21 protein-coding genes and 1 tRNA gene are annotated in these 20,439 nt (G+C 60.0%); 12 read left to right on the forward strand and 10 right to left on the reverse strand.

Features of this window, described 5'->3' with window-relative positions:
- Positions 1-48: 48 nt before the first annotated feature.
- Positions 49-504, forward strand: coding sequence for a hypothetical protein (locus GRI44_RS01915; protein ID WP_160599744.1), 456 nt, complete (start codon positions 49-51; stop codon positions 502-504).
- On the opposite strand, the gene GRI44_RS01920 is transcribed toward GRI44_RS01915, so the two are convergent.
- On the reverse strand, positions 501-1,655 hold the full coding sequence (locus GRI44_RS01920) for a glycosyltransferase family 4 protein (RefSeq protein WP_160599746.1): 1,155 nt from the start codon (positions 1,653-1,655) through the stop codon (positions 501-503). The two genes, GRI44_RS01915 and GRI44_RS01920, sit on opposite strands and share 4 nt — an antisense overlap.
- Before the next feature lie 175 nt (positions 1,656-1,830).
- On the opposite strand from GRI44_RS01920, the gene GRI44_RS01925 reads away from it, so the two are divergent.
- The 6 genes from GRI44_RS01925 (at position 1,831) to GRI44_RS01950 (ending at position 8,854) form a co-directional block, all read left to right on the forward strand.
- Positions 1,831-2,982: a phosphoserine transaminase gene (locus tag GRI44_RS01925; protein WP_160599748.1), complete on the forward strand. Its 1,152-nt coding sequence runs from the start codon at positions 1,831-1,833 to the stop codon at positions 2,980-2,982.
- 88 nt (positions 2,983-3,070) lie between these two features.
- Positions 3,071-4,654 carry a phosphoglycerate dehydrogenase gene (gene serA / locus GRI44_RS01930; protein ID WP_160599750.1) on the forward strand — a complete coding sequence of 528 codons (1,584 nt, stop codon included), beginning with the start codon at positions 3,071-3,073 and terminating at the stop codon, positions 4,652-4,654.
- Positions 4,655-4,682: 28 nt separating this feature from the next.
- Positions 4,683-5,792 (forward strand): ATP phosphoribosyltransferase regulatory subunit, encoded by a 1,110-nt coding sequence (locus GRI44_RS01935; RefSeq protein WP_160599752.1) that lies wholly within the window; start codon positions 4,683-4,685, stop codon positions 5,790-5,792.
- Positions 5,793-5,910: 118 nt separating this feature from the next.
- Positions 5,911-7,200 carry an adenylosuccinate synthase gene (locus GRI44_RS01940; RefSeq protein WP_160599754.1) on the forward strand — a complete coding sequence of 430 codons (1,290 nt, stop codon included), beginning with the start codon at positions 5,911-5,913 and terminating at the stop codon, positions 7,198-7,200.
- Positions 7,201-7,231: 31 nt separating this feature from the next.
- On the forward strand, positions 7,232-7,735 hold the full coding sequence (locus tag GRI44_RS01945) for a L,D-transpeptidase family protein (RefSeq protein WP_160599756.1): 504 nt from the start codon (positions 7,232-7,234) through the stop codon (positions 7,733-7,735).
- Between the two features lie 51 nt (positions 7,736-7,786).
- Positions 7,787-8,854, forward strand: a complete 1,068-nt coding sequence (locus tag GRI44_RS01950; protein WP_332872329.1) for a MarR family transcriptional regulator — start codon at positions 7,787-7,789, stop codon at positions 8,852-8,854.
- On the opposite strand, the gene GRI44_RS01955 is transcribed toward GRI44_RS01950, so the two are convergent.
- Genes GRI44_RS01955 through argH form a run of 4 tightly spaced genes read right to left on the reverse strand, consistent with a single transcriptional unit; the run spans position 8,829 to position 12,533 of the window.
- On the reverse strand, positions 8,829-9,608 hold the full coding sequence (locus GRI44_RS01955) for a precorrin-2 dehydrogenase/sirohydrochlorin ferrochelatase family protein (protein ID WP_160599758.1): 780 nt from the start codon (positions 9,606-9,608) through the stop codon (positions 8,829-8,831). The two genes, GRI44_RS01950 and GRI44_RS01955, sit on opposite strands and share 26 nt — an antisense overlap.
- Positions 9,609-9,618: 10 nt before the next feature.
- Complete coding sequence (gene lysA / locus GRI44_RS01960; protein ID WP_160599760.1) at positions 9,619-10,878, reverse strand: diaminopimelate decarboxylase; 1,260 nt, start codon at positions 10,876-10,878, stop codon at positions 9,619-9,621.
- A gap of 15 nt (positions 10,879-10,893) precedes the next feature.
- Entirely contained in the window at positions 10,894-11,157 is a 264-nt protein-coding gene (gene lptM, locus GRI44_RS01965; RefSeq protein ID WP_232842945.1) for an LPS translocon maturation chaperone LptM, read from the reverse strand.
- Positions 11,157-12,533: an argininosuccinate lyase gene (gene argH / locus GRI44_RS01970; protein WP_160599762.1), complete on the reverse strand. Its 1,377-nt coding sequence runs from the start codon at positions 12,531-12,533 to the stop codon at positions 11,157-11,159. The genes lptM and argH overlap by 1 nt, the downstream gene beginning before the upstream one ends.
- A 64-nt stretch (positions 12,534-12,597) precedes the next feature.
- Here argH and GRI44_RS01975 point away from each other — a divergent pair, with 64 nt between their 5' ends.
- Positions 12,598-13,131, forward strand: coding sequence for a TlpA family protein disulfide reductase (locus tag GRI44_RS01975; protein WP_332872330.1), 534 nt, complete (start codon positions 12,598-12,600; stop codon positions 13,129-13,131).
- A gap of 56 nt (positions 13,132-13,187) precedes the next feature.
- On the opposite strand, the gene GRI44_RS01980 is transcribed toward GRI44_RS01975, so the two are convergent.
- Positions 13,188-13,263: transfer RNA gene (locus GRI44_RS01980), tRNA-Val, on the reverse strand.
- Positions 13,264-13,355: 92 nt separating this feature from the next.
- On the opposite strand from GRI44_RS01980, the gene GRI44_RS01985 reads away from it, so the two are divergent.
- Positions 13,356-14,336 (forward strand): asparaginase, encoded by a 981-nt coding sequence (locus tag GRI44_RS01985; protein WP_160599766.1) that lies wholly within the window; start codon positions 13,356-13,358, stop codon positions 14,334-14,336.
- On the opposite strand, the gene GRI44_RS01990 is transcribed toward GRI44_RS01985, so the two are convergent.
- From GRI44_RS01990 to fmt, 3 genes are read right to left on the reverse strand one after another with little or no spacing between them, the layout of a single operon-like run.
- Positions 14,333-15,439: a zinc-binding dehydrogenase gene (locus GRI44_RS01990; protein ID WP_160599768.1), complete on the reverse strand. Its 1,107-nt coding sequence runs from the start codon at positions 15,437-15,439 to the stop codon at positions 14,333-14,335. The genes GRI44_RS01985 and GRI44_RS01990 overlap by 4 nt on opposite strands.
- The gene (truA, locus tag GRI44_RS01995; protein WP_160599770.1) at positions 15,436-16,209 is read right to left on the reverse strand and encodes a tRNA pseudouridine(38-40) synthase TruA; all 774 of its coding nucleotides are present in this window, start codon (positions 16,207-16,209) and stop codon (positions 15,436-15,438) included. The genes GRI44_RS01990 and truA overlap by 4 nt, the downstream gene beginning before the upstream one ends.
- A complete protein-coding gene (gene fmt, locus GRI44_RS02000) occupies positions 16,206-17,111 on the reverse strand; it encodes a methionyl-tRNA formyltransferase (RefSeq protein WP_160599772.1) in 906 nt (301 codons plus the stop codon). Before fmt ends, truA begins: the two co-directional genes overlap by 4 nt.
- Before the next feature lie 53 nt (positions 17,112-17,164).
- Here fmt and recR point away from each other — a divergent pair, with 53 nt between their 5' ends.
- Positions 17,165-17,761 (forward strand): recombination mediator RecR, encoded by a 597-nt coding sequence (gene recR / locus GRI44_RS02005; protein ID WP_160599774.1) that lies wholly within the window; start codon positions 17,165-17,167, stop codon positions 17,759-17,761.
- 63 nt (positions 17,762-17,824) lie between these two features.
- Positions 17,825-18,394, forward strand: a complete 570-nt coding sequence (locus tag GRI44_RS02010) for a peptide deformylase (protein WP_160599776.1) — start codon at positions 17,825-17,827, stop codon at positions 18,392-18,394.
- Positions 18,395-18,487: 93 nt separating this feature from the next.
- On the opposite strand, the gene GRI44_RS02015 is transcribed toward GRI44_RS02010, so the two are convergent.
- Complete coding sequence (locus GRI44_RS02015; RefSeq protein ID WP_160599778.1) at positions 18,488-18,886, reverse strand: four-helix bundle copper-binding protein; 399 nt, start codon at positions 18,884-18,886, stop codon at positions 18,488-18,490.
- A gap of 116 nt (positions 18,887-19,002) precedes the next feature.
- Here GRI44_RS02015 and GRI44_RS02020 point away from each other — a divergent pair, with 116 nt between their 5' ends.
- Positions 19,003-20,418 carry a DNA recombination protein RmuC gene (locus tag GRI44_RS02020; RefSeq protein ID WP_160599780.1) on the forward strand — a complete coding sequence of 472 codons (1,416 nt, stop codon included), beginning with the start codon at positions 19,003-19,005 and terminating at the stop codon, positions 20,416-20,418.
- The last annotated feature ends 21 nt before the right edge of the window (positions 20,419-20,439 follow it).

Consider the following 20,439-nt stretch of genomic DNA (forward strand, 5'->3'; position numbering starts at 1 on the left):
TAGTTTACAATCACAGCCTTGGGGGACGCAAGATTGAGGGGAACCGTGATGAACCAGACGATACAGAAAGCACCGTGGCACCTGTGGGTGGTGGGCCTTGTCAGCCTGTTATGGAATGGGTTCGGGGCGTATGATTATACCCAGACCCAACTGCGCAATGTCGATTACATGACCAGCGCGTTCGAACAGATGGGTGTCGATGTGGCTGCAGGGATGGCGTATTTCGACGCTTTCCCGATCTGGGCCGATGCTTTCTGGGCGTTTGGCGTGTGGGGCGCGGTTGCAGGCTCGGTCCTGCTGCTGCTGCGCAGCCGCTTCGCCTTTCCTGCATTCGCCTTGTCGATTGTGGGGCTGATCGTCACCACGATCTTCCAATATGCCAACCCGATGCCGGGTGATTATGACAAGACGTTCCCTATCGTAATCAGCGTAATCATCTGGGTGGTTACCATCGCGCTGACGCTTTACGCCCGCCGGATGATTGCCAAAGGTGTGCTTCGCTAGGCCGCAGCGCGCCGTGCCTCCACCAGGCGGAGGTAAGTATCCGCCACTGCCTGGTTGATTGCATCCCAGCTGAAATCAAGGCTGCGGCTTTCACCTGCGGCCCCATGGGCAGCGCGCAAGGCGTGATCGGTAAGATAGGGCGTAATGGCGTCAGCAAATGCGCTCGGCTCCACCTTTGGCACCAGCGCGCCTGTGACCCCGTCATTGACCAGGCTGGTGCTTCCGGTGGCGGCTGAGGCAACCACCGGCAATCCTGATGCCATGGCTTCCAGCGTTACATTGCCAAATGTTTCGGTAACCGAAGGGTTGAAGAATAGATCCGCGCTGGCCAATGCCCGGCCAAGGTCCGCGCCGCCCTGAAAACCGGCGAATATGCCGCCGGGCAAGGCGTTTTCAAACCATTTGCGGGCAGGGCCATCACCAATGACCAGGACTTTATGCGGGATTTGGCGCTTGCGCAGTTCGATGATGGTATCGGCAAAGACATCCAGCCCTTTTTCCATCACCAGCCGCCCGAGAAAAGCGATAGCCACGTCATTTTCCTCGATACCGAGGCTACGCCGCCATGCCATATCGCGCTTTTCAGGGCTGAAAATGGTCCGGTCCACTCCGCGCGACCAGATTGATATGTCATCATTCATATCCTGTTCGCGCAGCACCTCGACCATGCTTTGCGCAGGGGTGACCAGCGCATCGCAGCGCCGGTACAGCCCGCGTATCCATGCTTCCAGCGGGGCTTCCAGAAAACCCAGCTTGTAATAGCGGGGGTAGGTTTCAAACCGGGTATGCACCGATGCCAGCACTGGCAGATTGCGCGCCTTGGCCCAGCGCACAGCGGCGCGGGCGCTGAAATCCGGCGAGGAAATATGCAGCAGATTGGGCGAAAAACTGTCAAGATCGCGGCGCACGGCATCATTCAGCCCCATCGGCATCCGATATTCGCTGCGGCCCGGTATGGCGAAGGACGGCAGGCTGACCAATTCGCCCTGCGGTGCAAAATCCGGTGTGTCGATGGTGGGGGAATAGACGCGCACCTCTGCGCCCTTGCGCAGCAGATATTCCACCAGCCTGTTCAACGCCTTGTTCGCGCCATCCAGTGTCATGTTGTAATTGCCGCTGAACAAGGCGATGCGAAGATCTGACATTTCCATTGTTTCAGGCCATTAACGTGCCAGTTCCCGTTTGGCGAGGGGGAGCCTGCCGCAAGCTGGCCATCATCCACCGCCAATTGCGCGACTTTGCTTGACTTGTTGCAGCGCAACACTAGGTGCGGCTGCGGGCCACGCGGTCCCAACGCCGCGCGAGCTCTCTGTAAGGAGAGAATACATGACTGACGTACCCGCTCTGAAACCAGAGCGTCCTTTCTTTTCGTCCGGACCCACTGCCAAATTCCCTGGCTGGTCCGCCGCAAATCTCAAAACCGAAGCTCTGGGCCGTTCGCACCGCTCTGCCATTGGCAAGGCGCGGCTGAAATATGCCATCGACCTGACGCGCGAATTGCTGGGCGTGCCTGATGATTACCTCGTCGGCATCATGCCCGGTTCCGATACTGGCGCGCTGGAATGTGCGATGTGGACCATGCTGGGCGCACGCCCTGCCACCGTGGCTGCATGGGAAAGTTTCGGCAATGTCTGGATCCAGGACGCAGTCAAGCAGCTGAAGCTGAAGGACCTGACGGTTCTGGATGCCGATTATGGCGACATTCCCGATCTTGCCAGCATTCCGCAGGGCAATGACGTTGTCTTCACCTGGAATGGCACCACATCAGGCGCGCGCATTCCCGATACTGACTGGCTGGAAACAGGCCGCGACGGCATCACCATCAATGATGCGACCAGCGCCGTTTTCGCGCAGGAAATGGATTGGGCCAAGCTCGATGCCACGACCTTCAGCTGGCAGAAGGTGATGGGTTCAGAAGCGCAGCACGGCATGTTGATCCTCAGCCCCAAGGCGGTGGCGCGGATTGAAAGCTACGATCCCGAATGGCCGCTGCCAAAACTGTTCCGCGTGAAAAAAGGCGACAAGCTCAACCGCGGGATTTTCGTCGGTGAAACGATCAACACACCCAGTATGCTGGCGACCGAAGACTATATTCTGGCGCTGGAATGGGCCAAGTCCATCGGTGGCCGCAAGGCGCTTTTTGACCGGGCTGATGCCAATGCCAAAATCCTGACCGACTGGATCGAAGCCACGCCGTGGCTGCGCAACATGGTTGCCGATCCGGCCAAGCGCACCAACACCGGTGTCTGCTTTGTCTTCCAGGGCGAATATTACGACAGTCTGTCGCCAGAAGATCAGGCTGCCGTGCCCAAGACCATTGCCAAGATGCTGGAAGAACGCGGCGTCGGCTATGATTTCAACGGCTACCGTGATGCGCCGCCATCGCTGCGCGTATGGTGCGGCGGAACGGTGGAAGCCGAAGATATCACGCGCCTGCTGCCGTGGATCGAATGGGCCTACGCCGAAATCCAGAAATAATCGTGTCCCCGGCTTCATGCCGGGGTCACATCCCTCCGTCGCCGCCGCTGCACGCCAGCGCGCGCCGGAATTTGCACAGGAATTTTCCATGACCAAACCCAAAGTTCTCATTTCCGACAAGATGGACCCCAATGCAGCACGCATTTTTGAAGAGCGCGGCTGCGATGTCGATGTCATTACCGGCCAGACACCGGAAGAATTGAAAGCCATCATCGGCCAGTATGATGGCCTCGCCATCCGTTCTTCCACCACGGTCACGCCGGAAATTCTGGATGCGGCCACCAATCTGAAAGTGATTGGCCGCGCTGGCATCGGGGTCGATAATGTCGATATTCCTTATGCATCGTCCAAGGGCGTGGTCGTGATGAACACGCCGTTCGGCAATTCCATCACCACGGCGGAGCACGCCATTGCCATGATCTTCGCGCTGGCGCGGCAAATCCCCGAAGCGGACGCATCCACACAGGCCGGTGAATGGGCGAAAAGCCGGTTCATGGGCGTGGAAGTGACTGGCAAGACGCTGGGCCTGATCGGCGCTGGCAACATCGGCTCGATTGTGGCCAGCCGCGCGCTGGGCCTGAAGATGAAAGTGATCGCCTATGATCCATTCCTGACGCAGGAACGCGCCGTGGAACAGGGCATCGAAAAGGTCGATCTGGATGGGTTGCTGTCACGCGCTGATTTCATCAGCCTGCACACGCCGCTGACTGACCAGACCCGCAATATCCTGTCGGCTGAAAACCTGGCCAAGACCAAGGAGGGCGTGCGGATCGTCAATTGCGCCCGCGGCGGCCTGATCGATGAAGCGGCCCTGAAGGAAGGGCTGGAAAGTGGCCATATCGCGGGCGCGGCGCTGGACGTTTTTGCCAAGGAACCGGCCAAGGAAAACCCGCTGTTCGGCACAAAGAACTTCATCTGCACGCCGCATCTTGGCGCCTCGACCGATGAAGCGCAGGTCAATGTCGCCTTGCAGGTGGCGGAACAATTGTCGGATTATCTGGTCAATGGCGGCGTAACCAATGCGCTCAACATGCCATCGCTCAGCGCGGAAGAAGCGCCAAAGCTGCGCCCTTACATGGAACTGGCGGAAAACCTGGGTTCGCTGGTTGGCCAACTGGCCCATGGCAATCTGCCCAAGATCAGCATCGAAGTGGAAGGCGCGGCAGCGCAGCTGAACCAGAAACCGATTACGGCGGCTGTCCTGGCCGGGCTGATGAAGCGCTTTTCCGACACTGTGAACATGGTCAATGCGCCTTATCTGGCGCGGGAACGTGGCATGGAAGTGCGCGAAATCCGTAACGAGCGCGAAGGCGTCTATCACACGCTGGTGCGCGTTACCGTGGCCACCAGCCAGGGCGACCGGTCGGTTGCGGGCACATTGTTTGGCAGCACCGCGCCGCGTCTGGTGGAAATCTTCGGCGTCGGTATCGAGGCGGACCTTCAGGGCGATATGCTCTATATCGTCAATGAAGATGCGCCCGGCTTCATTGGCCGGATCGGCTCCTTGCTGGGTGAAAATGGCATCAACATCGGCACATTCCACCTTGGCCGCCGTGAAACCGGCGGCGAGGCGGTGCTGCTGTTGTCGGTTGACCAGCCCATTCCGCAGGACGTGATTGACGCTGCATGCAAGTTGCAAGGTGTCAAAACGGTCAACGCACTGGTCTTCTGACCGGATATAAGGCAAGCGCCCGCGCGATATGATTGATCAGGACGACTTGTTGCCCGAAGGCCTGGAAGACCGCCTTCCCTCCGAAGCGAAGGCGGTCAGCCGCGCCATGCGCGGGGTTCTCGATGTGATGCACGCGCATGGGTTTGACCGTGTCAGCCCGCCATTGGTGGAATTCGAAAAGGCACTGGCGGGGCGGATGGATGGGGTCAGCCCGCGCCGGATGTTCCGTTTTGTGGATCCGATTTCGCTGCGCACGCTGGCCCTGCGGTCGGACATTACACCGCAAATCGGGCGGATTGCGGCCACTGGAATGGCCCATGCCGCGCGCCCCTTGCGGCTGTGTTATGGCGGCGAAGTCGCGCTGATCCGCGCTGACCAGCTGGACCCGGCGCGCCAGCGGTTGCAGCTGGGCGCAGAACTGATCGGCAGCGATACGGTGGCCGCGGCGGCCGAAATGGTATCTTTGGCAGTCGAAGCGCTGGAACAGGCCGGCGCCACCGGCATTTCGGTGGATTTCACTTTGCCGGATCTGGTTGATATTCTCGCGCCCACGGCAATGCCATTGCAGCCTGCCCATGTGGCAAAAGTGCGCCGCGAACTTGATACCAAGGATGCTGGCGGTCTTGCGGAAATACCGGGCGGCGATGCATATTTGCCGCTCATCTACGCAACCGGACCCTTTGACGAAGCGATTGAGCGGTTAAGCGCGGTAGATGCTGGCGGCGCTCTTTCCAGCCGTATTGCTGGCCTGCGCCAGATTGCCGAACGCGTGGGCTGCACGGCGCGCATTACGCTGGATCCGACCGAACGGCATGGTTTTGAATATCAAAGCTGGTTCGGCTTCACTCTTTATGCCGACGGCGTGCGCGGGGCATTGGGGCGGGGCGGCACCTATTCAATCGGTGGCACTGATGAAGCGGCCACCGGATTTTCGCTCTACATCGATGCGCTGGTTGATGCGCTGGCACCCGAAGGCAAGCCCGACTCCCTGTTCCTGCCGCTGGATCATGATCGCGCCGTGGCCTCACGGCTGCGTGCCATTGGCTGGCGGACGGTTGCGGCCCTGTCGGACAGCGATGATGGCACGGCGCTGGGCTGCACTCACCGGCTGGATGGCGCAGAGCCTGTGCGAATGTAAATTTCCTGCGGCTTCTTTCGTTGCCTGAGACCGGGCCAGCGAAAGTTGTCATATGTTGCCCTTGTGTCCACCATCCTCTAGTGCGCGCCGGGTTCTTTTCAGAAATAAGGTCCGAGCTTTGGCAAATGTAACCGTTATCGGTGCCCAGTGGGGCGATGAAGGCAAGGGCAAGATTGTCGACTGGCTCGCCAGCCGGGCAGACGCCGTGGTGCGCTTCCAGGGCGGCCATAATGCCGGCCATACGCTGGTGGTGGGTGATCAGGTTTACAAACTCAGCCTGCTGCCATCGGGCATTGTTACCGGCACTTTGTCGATTATCGGCAATGGTGTGGTCCTGGACCCGTGGGCATTGAAATCCGAAGTGGCCAAGCTGGAAAGCCAGGGCGTGTCCATCACGCCTGAAAACTTTGCTCTGGCAGACAATTGCGCGCTTATCCTGCCGCTTCACCGCGATCTGGATGGCCTGCGCGAAACGGCGGCCGGTTCCGGCAAGATCGGCACCACGGGGCGCGGCATTGGCCCGGCCTATGAAGACAAGGTCGGGCGCCGCGCCATTCGCGTGTGCGATCTTTCCCATCTCGACAAGATGGACCCTCAGCTTGATCGTCTGTGCGCGCATCATGATGCATTGCGGGCCGGTTTTGGCGAACCCCCGGTTGACCGTGCTGCGCTGGTTGCCGAACTCAAGGAAATTGCCGACTTCGTGCTGCAATTCGCCCAGCCGGTGTGGAAACGCCTGAAGAAAGTCCGCAAGGCTGGCGCGCGCATCCTGTTCGAAGGCGCGCAGGGCGTGCTGCTGGATGTGGACCATGGCACCTATCCCTTCGTCACCAGCAGCAATACCGTCAGCGGCACCGCTGCATCGGGCAGCGGCCTTGGCCCCAATTCCACCGGGTTTGTGCTGGGTATCGTCAAAGCGTACACCACGCGCGTCGGCAGCGGGCCATTCCCTACTGAACTGGATGATGAAGCAGGCCAGCGGCTGGGCGAACGCGGCCATGAATTTGGCACGGTGACAGGCCGCCAGCGGCGCTGCGGCTGGTTTGATGCAGTGCTTGTGCGCCAGAGCTGCGCCATCAGCGGCGTAACCGGCATTGCGCTCACCAAGGTTGATGTGCTGGACGGTTTTGACAAGGTGAAAATCTGCACCGGCTACCGGCTGCGCGGCAAGATCATGGATTATTTTCCAGCCCATTCTGCCGATCAGGCCGAAGTCGAACCGATCTACGAGGAAATGGACGGCTGGCATGAAACCACCGCCGGTGCGCGCAGCTGGGCTGATCTGCCCGCCAACGCCATCAAATATATCCAGCGGGTGCAGGAATTGATCGAAACGCCAGTCGCGCTGGTTTCCACCAGTCCGCAGCGCGAAGACACAATTCTCGTGCGTGATCCGTTCCTGGATTGAGTAAAGCCTGCTTGCAGTCTAGCTTTGCTTGATGAAGCTGGCTGCGGCATCCTTTATCCTTGTTCTGACCAGCTTTGCCGGCGCGCCCGTTGCGGCGCCTGCGCATGGCTATCTTCAGGAAGCGGATTTCGTGCTGGTGGATAAATCCGACCGCACGCTGACATTGTTCAGCCGGGGCCAGCCCCTCAAAACATATGCCGCGTTGCAATTCGGCAGGTCGCCGCAGGGCCACAAACAGTTTGAAGGGGACAAGCGCACTCCCGAAGGCCGCTATTTTATCGACGCCCGCAATCCGGCCAGCGCCTATCATCTAAGCTTGCGGATATCTTATCCCAACGCCGGGGATATTGCCTTTGCTGCGAAGCAGGGCAGGTCCGCCGGCGGTGATATATTTCTGCATGGCCAGCCCAATGGCTTGCGTCATGGCCGGGTGCCGGGGGACTGGACCGATGGCTGCATTGCCTTTTCGAACGATCAGATCGAAGAGCTGTGGCGCAGCATTGCCGACGGTACGCCAATTGCTATAAGGCCTTGACCGGCCATCTTTTTGTTCTAGTCCTGTTCGCTGATTTGGCGGAGTCGATCAATGGTTCAGGCGAGTTTTCATCATGGCACCGATGATGCGGTAACAGGCGCGGTCAGGGGTGTAGCGAATGATCCTGCCGGCCTGCCGCTCAGTGTTTCCATCTTTGCCGACCGTCCGCACATCCGCGATTGCATGCGTGATGATGCCGTTTCTGCGGGCCTGAAACTGGGCAATCAGGGCGATGTGGCGACATTGCTGGACGATGATGCCAGACCGCTGGGCGATGTTATCCTGCTCGATTGTCCGGTGGTGGACGCCGCAACGCTGGCATCGCTGATGCAGCTGGATCTGCGGGCTGCCCGCACGGACATCCAACTGGTCGTTTCCACCAGTGTCGATGCGCTGGATGATGTGTTTGCCTGTCTCGACCAATGCGACGCGCAGATTCTGGTCGATCCCACCCGGGGTGACAGGGTGATCGCGCTGGGCAACCTGTTGACCAGAATGCCGGGCACAAAATTACGTGAACTTTCGGATGAAGACCGGCTGACGCTGCTCCGGCTGACCCAGCAGGTCGGCCATATTGCGGAACGGCTGGACCGGCTTTCCACTCCGGGTGTTACTGGCGATGGCGGGGCGTTCCGGTTTGAAACGCCCAAGTCCGACTATAAGGATGGAAAGGAAGATTCCTCGGAAAATCTGGTTAGGGCTGCAAGGCCGTCCTTGCCTGATCCGCGTCTGGTGCGCCGGATCATCCGGCAAAGGCAATTGCGCGCGCGTTTTTTCGATGTGGAACTGTTCGGCGATCCGGCATGGGACATCATGCTTGATCTGACCGCCGCGCGGGTGGAACATTTGCGGGTGTCAGTCACATCGCTATGCATTGCATCAGGCGTGCCGCCCACCACGGCGCTGCGGTGGATTGCTCAGATGACGGAAACGGGCCTGCTGGAACGGGTGGAAGATGAAGAGACAGGCGTCGCGCTTTCATCGCCCTGTCAGACAAGGCGGCAGATGCCATGGCGCGTTATTTTGCCCAGTTGGGCAAGGACGCCGCTACTCTGGTGTAATAGGCTGCCTTTTGTCTTGGCCTCCGCGGCTTTCAGGCTGATTGCCGCTGTAAAATAATCGTTAGCCCATCGGGAACCGGGCCATCGAGCGGCAGGGGCCGGCGCAGCGCATCTGCCCGTGCGCGGTTCAGAATGGCCACGGGCACCTTCGGATCGAACAGCAGCGTATCGGCGCTACCCAGCAAGCGGCACTGTTTCAGTGTCAGATCTTCAGGATCATCGCTGGTCAGGTTGAGGGTGATCTGGCTCGTCTCCACCACTGTTTTCTGGCCCGTCAGCCATCCATCAATCCTGGCTGCAGAACCCGGATCAAGCGGATCGAGCATTCCGCCTTCGCCCAGCGCATCATCCAGTGCCTGCCGCCGGTCAGATGCCGCAGGTAGACGGGCGCGCATGGCGCCGCGTGCATTTTCGAGGCCCGCTGCCAGCCTGCCCAGCGATTGGGGGAGGAGCCTTTCCAGCCTCAGCCGTAATTGTTTGGCCAGCCCGGCTGACGCGCCCGATGTGCCAATGGCGATCAGCACCGGATCCCGGTCCAGAATGCTTGGCGTTGTAAAATCACATAATTCGGGCATGTCTGCCACATTGACTAACAACCCGCGGCGGCGCAGGCGAAGCGCGGCCGCCGCTGCCGCCCTTGCATCATCCAGCGCGATGAAGGCAAGCCGCGCATGATGCGCTTCCGGTTCGCTGCAGGGGATGCCGCCTGCGCGTTCCACCAGCCGCTTTTTCGCCTCGCCCATTTCTCCTTCGCCTATGACGACCACGCGCTGTCCGGCAATGCGGTGAAACAAGGGGAGTGAACGGATCATCAGCTGCGCCCTACAGCCAGTCCGGTACGCGTTCGGCGGCCATGATGTCGGCGGCTGGCAAACGGTCTGCCACCACGGCATAACGCGCGCCATCCACCAGCACTTCTGGCACAAAACCCCGGCTGTTATAGCTGGACGCCATGGTCGCGCCATAAGCGCCCGCGGTGCGGAATACCGCCAGGTCGCCCGCTTCCAGCGTGTCAATTTCGCGGTTCATGGCAAATGTGTCCCCGGTTTCGCAAATCGGGCCGACTATATGGGCAGTGGTGCGCCCGCCGGTGGGTTCAACCGCATCAATATCATGCCACGCACCATACATGGCCGGGCGCGCCAGATCGTTCATGGCGGCGTCGACAATGATGAACGGGCTGGCGTTGGAACTGCGTTTCACCCTGATCACGCGGGTCAGCAAAATGCCTGCATTGCCGGCAATCACACGGCCCGGTTCAAACGAAAGCGCCACATCCCACCCCTTGGTAACGCGGGCGACCATGGCGCCATATTCGGCCGGGCTGGGGAATGTTTCACCCGCCTTGTAAGGCACGCCTAGTCCCCCGCCGAGGTCAGCATGGGTAACTTTGAGCCCCTGGCCGCGCAAATCTGCGATCAGCCGACCCAGCTTTTCAAACGCCGTTTCCAGCGGTTCAAGGCTGGAAAGCTGGCTGCCTATATGCACGGCAACCCCGCGCATATCGAGGCCCGGCATGGCTGCAAGCGCGGCGTAGATTTCGCCCGCCCGGTCAATCGGCACGCCAAATTTGTTTTCTGCCTTGCCGGTTGAAATCTTGTCATGCGTGCGCGCATCGACATCGGGGTTTACGCGCAGGGCGCAGCGTGCCGTCTTGCCCAGCCGGGCGGCAATGGCGGAAAGCTCATAGCCTTCTTCTTCCGATTCCAGATTGAACTGGCCAATGTCCTGTTCCAATCCCTGAACCAGTTCGGCATGGGTTTTGCCAACCCCGGAAAAAACGATGTCGGCAGGGGCCATGTCGGCGGCCAATGCCCGCACCAGCTCGCCGCCCGAAACCACGTCCGCGCCGTAGCCTTCGCGTTGCAGAACTTTCAGCACGGCCAGGTTGGGGTTGGATTTGACCGCAAAGGCGATGTGCGGTTTATCCAGGCCGGACAAGGCATCGCGAAACACCCGCGCATGGCGCACCAGCGTGGCCATGGAATAGACATAGACAGGCGTCCCCACTTCCTGCGCAATCTGCGGCAGTGGGACATCTTCGGCGTGCATGACGCCGTTCTTGAGTTCAAAATGGTTCATGTCGGTTGCTGTCTGTTATTCAGGTGGAAGATCGAAGGGGTCATCCTCACGGTCTTCCGATCGTTTGCGCAATTCCACGCTGCGTTCCGGCGCAGCCTGCGTTTCAGGTTCCAGCAGGTCGCGTGCGTCTGGCTGCACGTCGGCGCCCAGCGGGGCCACCGGCAGGGATTGTCCTGCTGCCGGTTCCAGGTCTCCCTTCTGACCACAGGCGCTCAGGCCCGCCAGCATGGTCAGCATGGCCAGTGGGGCAAAACCACCGATGATTTTTCGAGAGCGCATTAATCCTCCATGCCCAGCGCAGTGCGGGCTTCTGCAACGCGCAGCCTTACCTGTTCCGGCGCGGTTCCGCCATGGCTGCTGCGCGCGGCGACCGATGCTTCTACGGACAGGGCCGCAAAAACCCGTCCGTCAATCCGACTGTCGATGGTCTGCAGTTCTTCCAATGACAATTCATCCAGCGCCGCCCCTTTGCTTTCTGCCAGCTTCACAGCAGCGCCCGTGATATGATGCGCCTGCCGGAATGGAATATCGGCCTGGGTCACCAGCCAGTCCGCCAGATCAGTCGCGGTGGCATAGCCAAGTTCTGCCGCCTGCCGCATCCGCTCGGTCCGAAATGTGGTGCCAGTGACCATGCCCGTCATCGCGGCGATGGACAGCGCCAACAGGCTGGCAGCTTCGAATACCGGCGGTTTGTCGTCCTGCATATCCTTGGAATAGGCCAGCGGCAGACCCTTCATCGTCACCATCAGCGAAGTCGCACAGCCGATGATGCGGCCCGCATGGCCGCGCACCAGTTCTGCCGCATCGGGGTTTTTCTTCTGCGGCATGATCGAACTGCCGGTGGACAGCGTATCGGGCAGGCGGACAAAACCGAACGGCTGGCTGGCCCAGATGATGAATTCTTCCGCCAGCCGCGACAGATGCAGCGAACATTGCGCTGCGGCCATCAGGTAATCGAGCGCGAAATCACGGTCGGAAACAGCATCGAGGCTGTTATTCGAAGGCCGGTCGAACCCCAGCGCGGTCGCAGTGGCATTCCGGTCAATCGGGAAGCCAGTGCCTGCCAGTGCAGCGGCGCCCAGCGGGCTTTCATTCATCCGCACCCGCGCATCGGCAAAGCGGGACCGGTCACGCCGGGCCATTTCGTAATAGGCCATCATGTGATGGCCCAGCGTTACTGGCTGCGCAGTTTGCAGATGGGTGAAGCCGGGCATGATGCTGGCGGCATGTTCACTGGCGCGTGTTACCAATGCGCGTTGCAACAGGTCCAGCCCGGCATCCACCTGGTCCAGCGCCTCACGCACCCACAGTTTGAAATCTGTCGCTACCTGATCATTCCGGCTGCGCGCTGTATGCAGGCGGCCCGCCACCGGACCGATCAATTCAGCAAGGCGGCTTTCGGTCGTCATGTGAATATCTTCAAGGTCCCAGTCTTCGGGGACACCATCCGCTTCATATTCCGCAGCCACGCGGTCCAGACCGTCTGAAATTATGGCGGCATCAGGGGCAGAAACAATTCCTTGCGCGCCCAGCATGGCGACATGCGCCTTACTGGCGGCGATGTCCTGGCGCCACAGGGCCTTGTCGAACGGGATGGAGGCATTTATCTCGCGCATGATCGCGCTTGGCCCTTCGGCAAAGCGTCCGCCCCACATCTGGTTGGAGACTTTCGTGTCCTCTGGTTTACCGCTCACGCCTGTAATTTCCGTTCTGTTGCCTGTGGCACTGCTGCTTGCAGGGTGCGATAGGGAAGCACCGGCAGACGTGCAAGAACAGGGCGCATTGGGCGATGCCAAGGCAGGCTTGTCGGGGGAGCTGGATCGCAGCCATGAAGGCGAGCTGATGCCGGCGGTGGCAGTGGCGGACCCATCGGGAAATGCGCTCAATACAGGCGCGCTGCAGGGCGGGCCGGTGCTGCTCAACCTGTGGGCCACATGGTGCGCGCCCTGTGTGGTGGAAATGCCGATCCTGGATGATCTGGCTGCTGAATATGGCGATGCCTTGCGCATCATCACCGTCAGTCAGGATATGCAAGGCGCGGAAAAAGTCGTGCCGTTTTTTGCAGAACGGGAATTCAAGCAGCTTGAGCCATGGCTGGACCCGGATAATACGCTGGGTTTCGGCATTGGCGGCGGTGTGCTGCCGACCACGGTGCTGTATGATTCGCAAGGGCGCGAAATATGGCGCGTGGTGGGCGAGTATGACTGGGCGAGTGCCGAGGCCCGCGAAGCCATTTCCGAAGCTGTCGAGTGAAATGGCATCAACGGCTGGTGGCAGAGATTAGGCCACCGATGCTGTTCGGCCACGGATGGTGGGCGCTGACGGGCTCGAACCGCCGACCCTCTCGGTGTAAACGAGATGCTCTACCAACTGAGCTAAGCGCCCAAACTTTCCGTTTGGAAAGGCGCTAATAGCGTCCGGAACACCAAATGCAATTGCCAATGGTGAAAATAGTTGTCCATCGCTAGGGCAAGGGCATGACGGATACGCATATTGATGTTTTTGCCACTGGCGGCACCATTGCAGGCACAGCCGGTTCGGCAACGCGGCGCGATTATCGTCCTGGCCAGATCAGTGTTGAAGACCTGCTGGCAGAAATGGCCAAGCTGGGTCTGCCAGCACGGCTGGTCGGGCGCCAGTTCGCCAATATCGGTTCCGAAGACATTGGCCCGGAATTATGGCGCCGCCTGCACGAAGCGGCAATGGAGAGCATGGCTGATCCGGCGTGCCAGGGCATCATGATCACCCATGGCACGGATACGGCGGAAGAAACCGCCTTTCTGTTCGACCAGACCTTGCCGACGGCAAAACCGGTGGTGCTGGTCGGCGCGATGCGTCCGGCTGATGCAGTGGGCAGCGATGGAATGCGCAATTTTGCCAATGCGGTGCGCGTGGCAGGGGACGCAGATGCGGCGGGCAGGGGCGTTCTGCTGGTGATGAGCGACCATATTTTTGCCGCACGCGATGCGCGCAAGGCGCGAACCGAAGGCACCCATGCCTTTCGCGGTTTTCCGCGCGGGCCGGTGGGCCATGTCACGCCCACTTCGCTGGAATGGTTCGGCCCGGCATGGCGCGTGGCTGAACCGGCGCGCTTTGCCTTCCACGAGCATATGCCCAAGGTGTCGATTCTCTACGCTTACGCAGGAATGACGGCAGACGAAGTGCAGCAGGCGCTGGATGGCGGAGCCAGGGGACTGGTGCTGGCCGGTTTTGGCCAGGGCAACGCCTCGGCCGCAATCAGGGCAGCCTTGGCGAAAGCTGTTCTATCAGGCGTGCCGGTGGTGCGGTCTTCGCGGGTGGATGAAGGGCTGGTGGACCACGAGCCTGATGATGACACGCACGGTTTTATTGCTGCCCGCGCCCTGGGGCCGCCCAAGGCGCGGATCTTGTTGCAATTGCTGCTCGCCAACGGGGTGACAGACCCCGTCAGCGCGCAGCAGGCATTTGACCGCCGTTAAGGCGTGACGAGATATTTCTCGCCGGTGCGCATGGCGCGGTAGTCCAGTGCATTTTCCTTGGTCAGCATTTCTTCAAGGTTGACCCGGGCTTTATAGCTGCTGGCAAAGGTGGTTTTCAGGTTCTGCAATACGCGGGTGCGCATCCGCACGACGGTTTCCATTCCCGCCTTGGCGAGGAACGGCGTCAGCAGCCATCCGGCATAGGTGAAGCCGAAGCCGTATGAGGGGGTCAGGATGGTCGGCCCGAGGTCGAGGCGGCCATAGACATACATCTTCTTTTCCTGGTTGGACCCATAGCGGCTGTATTCGGTCATTTTGGATACAGCGACCTGTTCCATCGCCTTGAACACGGTGTCGACATTGTTGCCGCCGCCAATGGGATCGAAGCCGAAAAAGGCGTCGGTTTCGTCAATCGCGCTGCGCAATTGCTTCATGTAATCATCATCGGATGAATTCACGACATATTTGGCACCAAGCCCTTTCAGCAGATCAACCTGTTCCTGCTTGCGCACGATGTTGACCAGTTCAATCCCGTCTTCGAGGCAGATCTTGTTGAGCATCTGGCCAAGGTTTGACGCTGCCGCCAGATGAACGATGGCCTTCTGGCCTTCCATCTTCGCAGTTTCCACAAAGCCGAGCGCCGTCATCGGATTAACGAAGGCAGACGCGCCATCTTCGGACGAAACATCGCCCAGCGGCAGGCACATGGCAGCTTCGGCAAGGGCATATTCCGAAAATGCATTGCCCGGAACGCAGGCTACGCGCTGGCCCATCAGGGCCTGGGCTGCATCGCTGTCACCAGCGGCAACCACCGTGCCTGCACCTTCATTGCCAACCGGCAGGCGCTGGCCGTGACGGCCCTTTGCGCCTGATGCAAATGGCTCAGGCATTTTGGCGACAATCTTGCCGGGCGAAAATTCGGCATTTTCAAGGTCGGCAGGGCCAAACAGCAGGGCCAGATCAGACGGGTTGATCGGCGCCGCTTCCATCCGCACCAGCACCTGGCTTGGTTTGGGATCGGGGAAAGTGCTTTCCGCCACTTCCACAGTCAATGTGCCGTCAGCATCCAGCGTGCTGAAAATCTGTTTACCGGTAGTCGTCATTCAATGCTCTCCTTGAAAATTTTCTGTTCGTCGGGATAGTCGGCTGTCACGAAATAAAGACCGTGGGGCGGTGCATTCAGGCCCAGTTCCTGCCGGTTGCGCGCGGCCAGCGCGTCGGCCAAGCGGGCTTCATCCCACCGGCCCATGCCGACCAGTGCCAGGCACCCTACCATGGATCGCACCTGATGATGCAAGAAACTGCGCGCGGCGGTTTCCACCAGCACCCAGTCACCCTCGCGGCGCACATCCAGCCGGTCCAGCGTCTTTACCGGGCTGTCTGACTGGCAGTGGGCGGACCGGAAAGTGGTGAAATCATGCAGGCCCACCAGCGCTTGCGCGGCGCGCTGCATGGCCCTTGCATCCAGTTCGGGCCGGATATGCCAGGCGCGGTTCCGGTCGAGTGTGAGCGGCGCGCGGCGATTGAGGATTTTGTAGATATAGCTGCGCCCGGTGCAGGAAAAGCGGGCGTGCCAGTCATCCGGCTTCACGTCGCAAGCGGTCACCGCAACCGGCTCTGGCCGCAATTTTGCATTCAATGCCTCTGCCAGCCGGAAGGGAGAAAGATCTTTTTCAATGTCGACATGGCTGCGCATCGCCATGGCGTGCACGCCGGAGTCGGTGCGGCCCGCAGAATGCAGGGTCACATCCTCGCCCGTAACCGCGCAAATCGCCTGTTCGACCGATTGCTGCACGCTGGGGCCGTGTTTCTGGCGCTGCAAACCCTGGAAAGGCGTGCCGTCAAATTCGAGAGTCAGGGCAAACCGTGTCACCCCAGTTTTGTCCCCGCGGGAATCTGCTTGCCGCGCAGGAAAGCATCTGTGTCCATCACCGGCTTGCCCGCACGCTGGATGCTGACGGGCCGCAGTGCCTGCTGGCCGCACGCGATGGTCATGGCATCATCCAGTGTCGTGCCTGCCGCGCCAGACCCTTCGACCACTTCGGCTTTCAGCAGCTTGATCCGTTCGCCATCCAGTTCAAACCATGCACCGGGGAAGGGCGCAAAGGCGCGGACCTGCCGCTCGATATCCTCTGCCCCGCGGGTGAAGTCGATTTTCGCCTCGGCCTTGTCAATCTTGGGCGCGTAGCTGGCATCGGCATTGTCCTGTTCGATCGCGTGCAACATCGGCAGATCGATGAGAGTGCCGACCATCAGTTGCGCGCCAAGTTCCGCCAGTTCTGCGGTCAATTCGCCCGCGGTCTTGTCGTCCACCGGGGTGCGCACGGTGGCCAGCATCGGGCCGGTGTCCAGCCCTGCTTCCATCTGCATGATGGTGATGCCGGTCACCGTATCACCTGCCAGAATGGACCGCTGGATGGGGGCAGCACCGCGCCAGTGCGGCAAGAGCGAGGCGTGGACATTCAGGCAGCCGTTTTTCGGCATATCCAGCACGGCTGGTGGAAGGATCATGCCATAGGCCGCCACCACGGCCAGATCGGCCTCCAGCGCGGCGAAATCGGCCTGCGCCTGCGGGTCTTTCAGCGATGTCGGGCTGCGGACTTCGATGCCGCGAATCTCCGCTTCTATCTGCACGGGCGATGGTTGCAGCTTCTTGCCCCTGCCGGCAGGGCGGGGCGGCTGGGTATAGGCCGCCACGATAGTGTGATTGGCCTCGTCCAGCGCGGCCAGTGTCGGCACGGCGAATTCGGGTGTTCCCATGAAAATGATGCGCATGACGTGCTAGGTCGGACTTCCTATTGCGCGGCGCAAGGCCTATCTTTGATTTCATGGCATCCCAAGAGATCGAAACATTGGCATCGGCGCTTGCGCGGCTTCCCGGATTGGGGCCGCGTTCCGCGCGGCGCGCCGTGCTGTGGCTGGTCAAACGTCGCGAAACCGCATTGGTGCAATTGCTGGATGCGTTGGAAAAAGTGCGGGACCGGCTGGTGGAATGTGAAACCTGCGGCAATGTCGATACGCAGAACCCGTGCGGCATCTGCGCCGACTCGCGCCGGGACCAGACGTCGATCTGCGTGGTGGAAGATGTGGCGGATTTATGGGCGCTGGACCGGGCAAAACTGTTTACCGGCCGCTACCATGTGCTGGGCGGAAAACTGTCCGCCATGGAAGGGGTGCGCCCCGAAGACCTTAATATCGGCGCGCTGCTCGACCGGGCAGCAGCTGGCGGGATCGACGAGATCGTGCTGGCGATGAACGCCACGCTGGAAGGGCAGACCACCGCCCATTATCTGGCCGAACGGCTGGAGAATTATCCGGTGCGGATCACGCAGCTGGCCCACGGCCTGCCAGTTGGCGGCGAGCTTGATTACCTTGATGAAGGCACTTTGGCGCAGGCGCTGCGTGCGCGCAAACCGATGGTCTGACTGCCAGAAGATTGGCCCGCCATGGGCATTGCGAAATTGTCAGACGCGCACTATCTGGCATTCATGGCTATCCGTGAAATCCTAGAAGTGCCGGACCACCGGCTGAAAACCGTGTCTGAACCGGTCGAAAAGTTCGATGATGAACTCAAGACCCTGATCGAAGACATGTTCGAAACCATGTATGACGCGCCCGGCATCGGTCTTGCCGCCATACAGGTGGGTGTGCCGCTGCGCGTGCTGGTGATTGACCTGCAGCCGGATGATCCCGATGCGGAACCCGAAGTATGCACCGCCCATGGCGGACATCACCATACCCATCAGCCGACCATTAAAGAACCGCGGGTTTTTATAAATCCCGAGATTCTCGATCCGGCTGAAGAACTGACGACCTATCAGGAAGGGTGCCTGTCCGTGCCTGACATTTATGCGGATGTGGATCGCCCATCAACCTGCCGGGTGCGGTATCAGGATGTGGATGGCACCGTGCATGAAGAACAGCTTGATGGCCTGATGGCCACCTGCATCCAGCATGAAATGGACCATCTGGAAGGCATCCTGTTCATTGATCACCTGAGCAAGCTCAAGCGCGGGATGGCGCTCAAGAAGCTGGACAAGATGCGCAAGGCCGCCTGAAACAGGGCTGAGATCTGGCCTTAAATCAGGATTGACCGTCTTCAGAAACAAAAACCCCGGCCACTGGCCGGGGTTTTTGTTTCACAGGGCGGCTCAACCGTGGCGGTTAAGGACTTCCAGCGCCTTGCGGCAGTCATCCGCACATTCCTGGCACATCTGGGCGCAGCGTTTGCAATGCGGATTGTCATGCTTGGAACATTCCGCTTCGCAGGCGACGCATGCTTCGATGCAGGTTTCCAGCATCGCCTGTAACACTGCCACATTGCCGCCGGTGCGCCTGCTGGCTACACGGTAAGTGGCCGTGCAAATATCCGAACAATCGGAACATACGCGGATGCATTCCTGCATCGCCATGGCTTCGGCGCTGCACGCATCAGCGCAACTGTTGCAGATTGCCGCGCAATACATCGCATGCTTCACCGCTTCTGCCAGGTCTTCGTTGTAATCAGAACCGACTTGCGGATGGTCGGCAATCATTTCCTTGATAGACATAAATCCTCCTGTTTGTTGCTTGGGTTACTAAGGAAGCGAGCAAGCGCGGCTGTTGTTCCACAATTATCCTTCGCGGCCCCTTTTCCGGCACCTTCGTTCCAGCTATGTTCCAATGCATGGACATCATGACACTTATAGTTGGTTTGGTTGCCCTTATGCTGGGCGCCGTGGGCGGATGGCTGGCAGGTTCGCGGCCTGTGGCGGAATGGAAAACGCGCCATGCCGAGCGCGATGCAGAAGCGCGGGATCTTTCGGACAGACTTTCCCGCATGGCGCCGGAACTGGCCACGATGAGCGACCGCGCCGCGCGCGCTGATGGTCTGGCGGCCCAACTGGACGTGGCCCGTGCGGAACGTGAAGGCCTGCGCGCCGATCTTGCGACATTGACGGCCAATGCTGCCAATTTTGACGAACAGAAGCGATTGCTGGTGGAAGCCAAGGACGCCATGCTCAAGGAATTCAAACTGACCGGTTCCGATGTTCTGGGCCGGGCGCAGGAAGAATTCCTGAAAAATGCCAGCGAACGTTTCGGCAATTCGGAAAAGACCAACAAGGAAGCGGTTGCTGCCTTGCTGGAGCCGGTGAACCAGCGCCTCAAATCCTATGAAGATCAGGTCAGCACGCTGGAAAAACAGCGCGTGGAAGCATTCGGGGGCCTGCGTGACCAGATCGAACAGATGCGTCTGGGGCAGGAAGAAGTGCGCCGGGAAGCGCAGCGGCTGGGCAATTCGCTGACAAACGCGCCCAAGGCGCGTGGCCGCTGGGGTGAGCGCGCTTTGCAGAACGTGCTGGAACAATGCGGCCTGTCGCAGCATACGGATTTCAATCTGGAACAATCTGTCGACACTGCCGAAGGCCGTCTGCGTCCGGATGCTATCGTCAATGTGCCGGGCCAGAAAAAACTCGTCATCGATGCCAAGGTGTCGCTCAATGCCTATCAGGAAGCGTTTGAGGCGGATGATGAAAATGTCCGCAAGGCCGCGCTGGTCGCACACGCCAAATCGATGCGCAACCATGTGCAGACGCTGGGTGCCAAAAGCTATCAGAGCCAGTTCGAAGATGCGCCCGACTATGTTGTGATGTTTGTGCCGGGCGAACATTTTGTGGCTGCGGCGCTGGAAACAGACCCGGAATTGTGGGATTTTGCGTTCCAGAATGGTGTGCTTCTGGCTACGCCGACCAATCTGGTGGCCATCGCGCGCACCGTGGCGCAGGTGTGGCGGCAGGACCAGCTGGCTGACGAAGCCCGCGAAATCGGGCGGATGGGCAGCGAATTATATGACCGGCTGCGAACGGCTTCGGAACATCTCAAACGGATGGGGTCGGGGTTGGAATCAGCAGTAGCCAATTACAACAAATTCGTCGGCAGTTTTGAACGCAATGTGCTTTCGTCAGGCAAGCGTCTGGCAGAAAAGGGTATTGAGATCGGCAAGCGGGAGATAGAGGAAGTGCCGCTGGTTGAAGGCATGCCGCGTTATACCGCAGCGGATGTTTCGGAACATGCCGCACTGCCACCGGTTGATGACGCGTAAAGCATCTTATCGGAGAATTTC

It is taken from the genome of Allopontixanthobacter confluentis (assembly GCF_009827615.1).
Lineage (GTDB): Bacteria > Pseudomonadota > Alphaproteobacteria > Sphingomonadales > Sphingomonadaceae > Allopontixanthobacter > Allopontixanthobacter confluentis.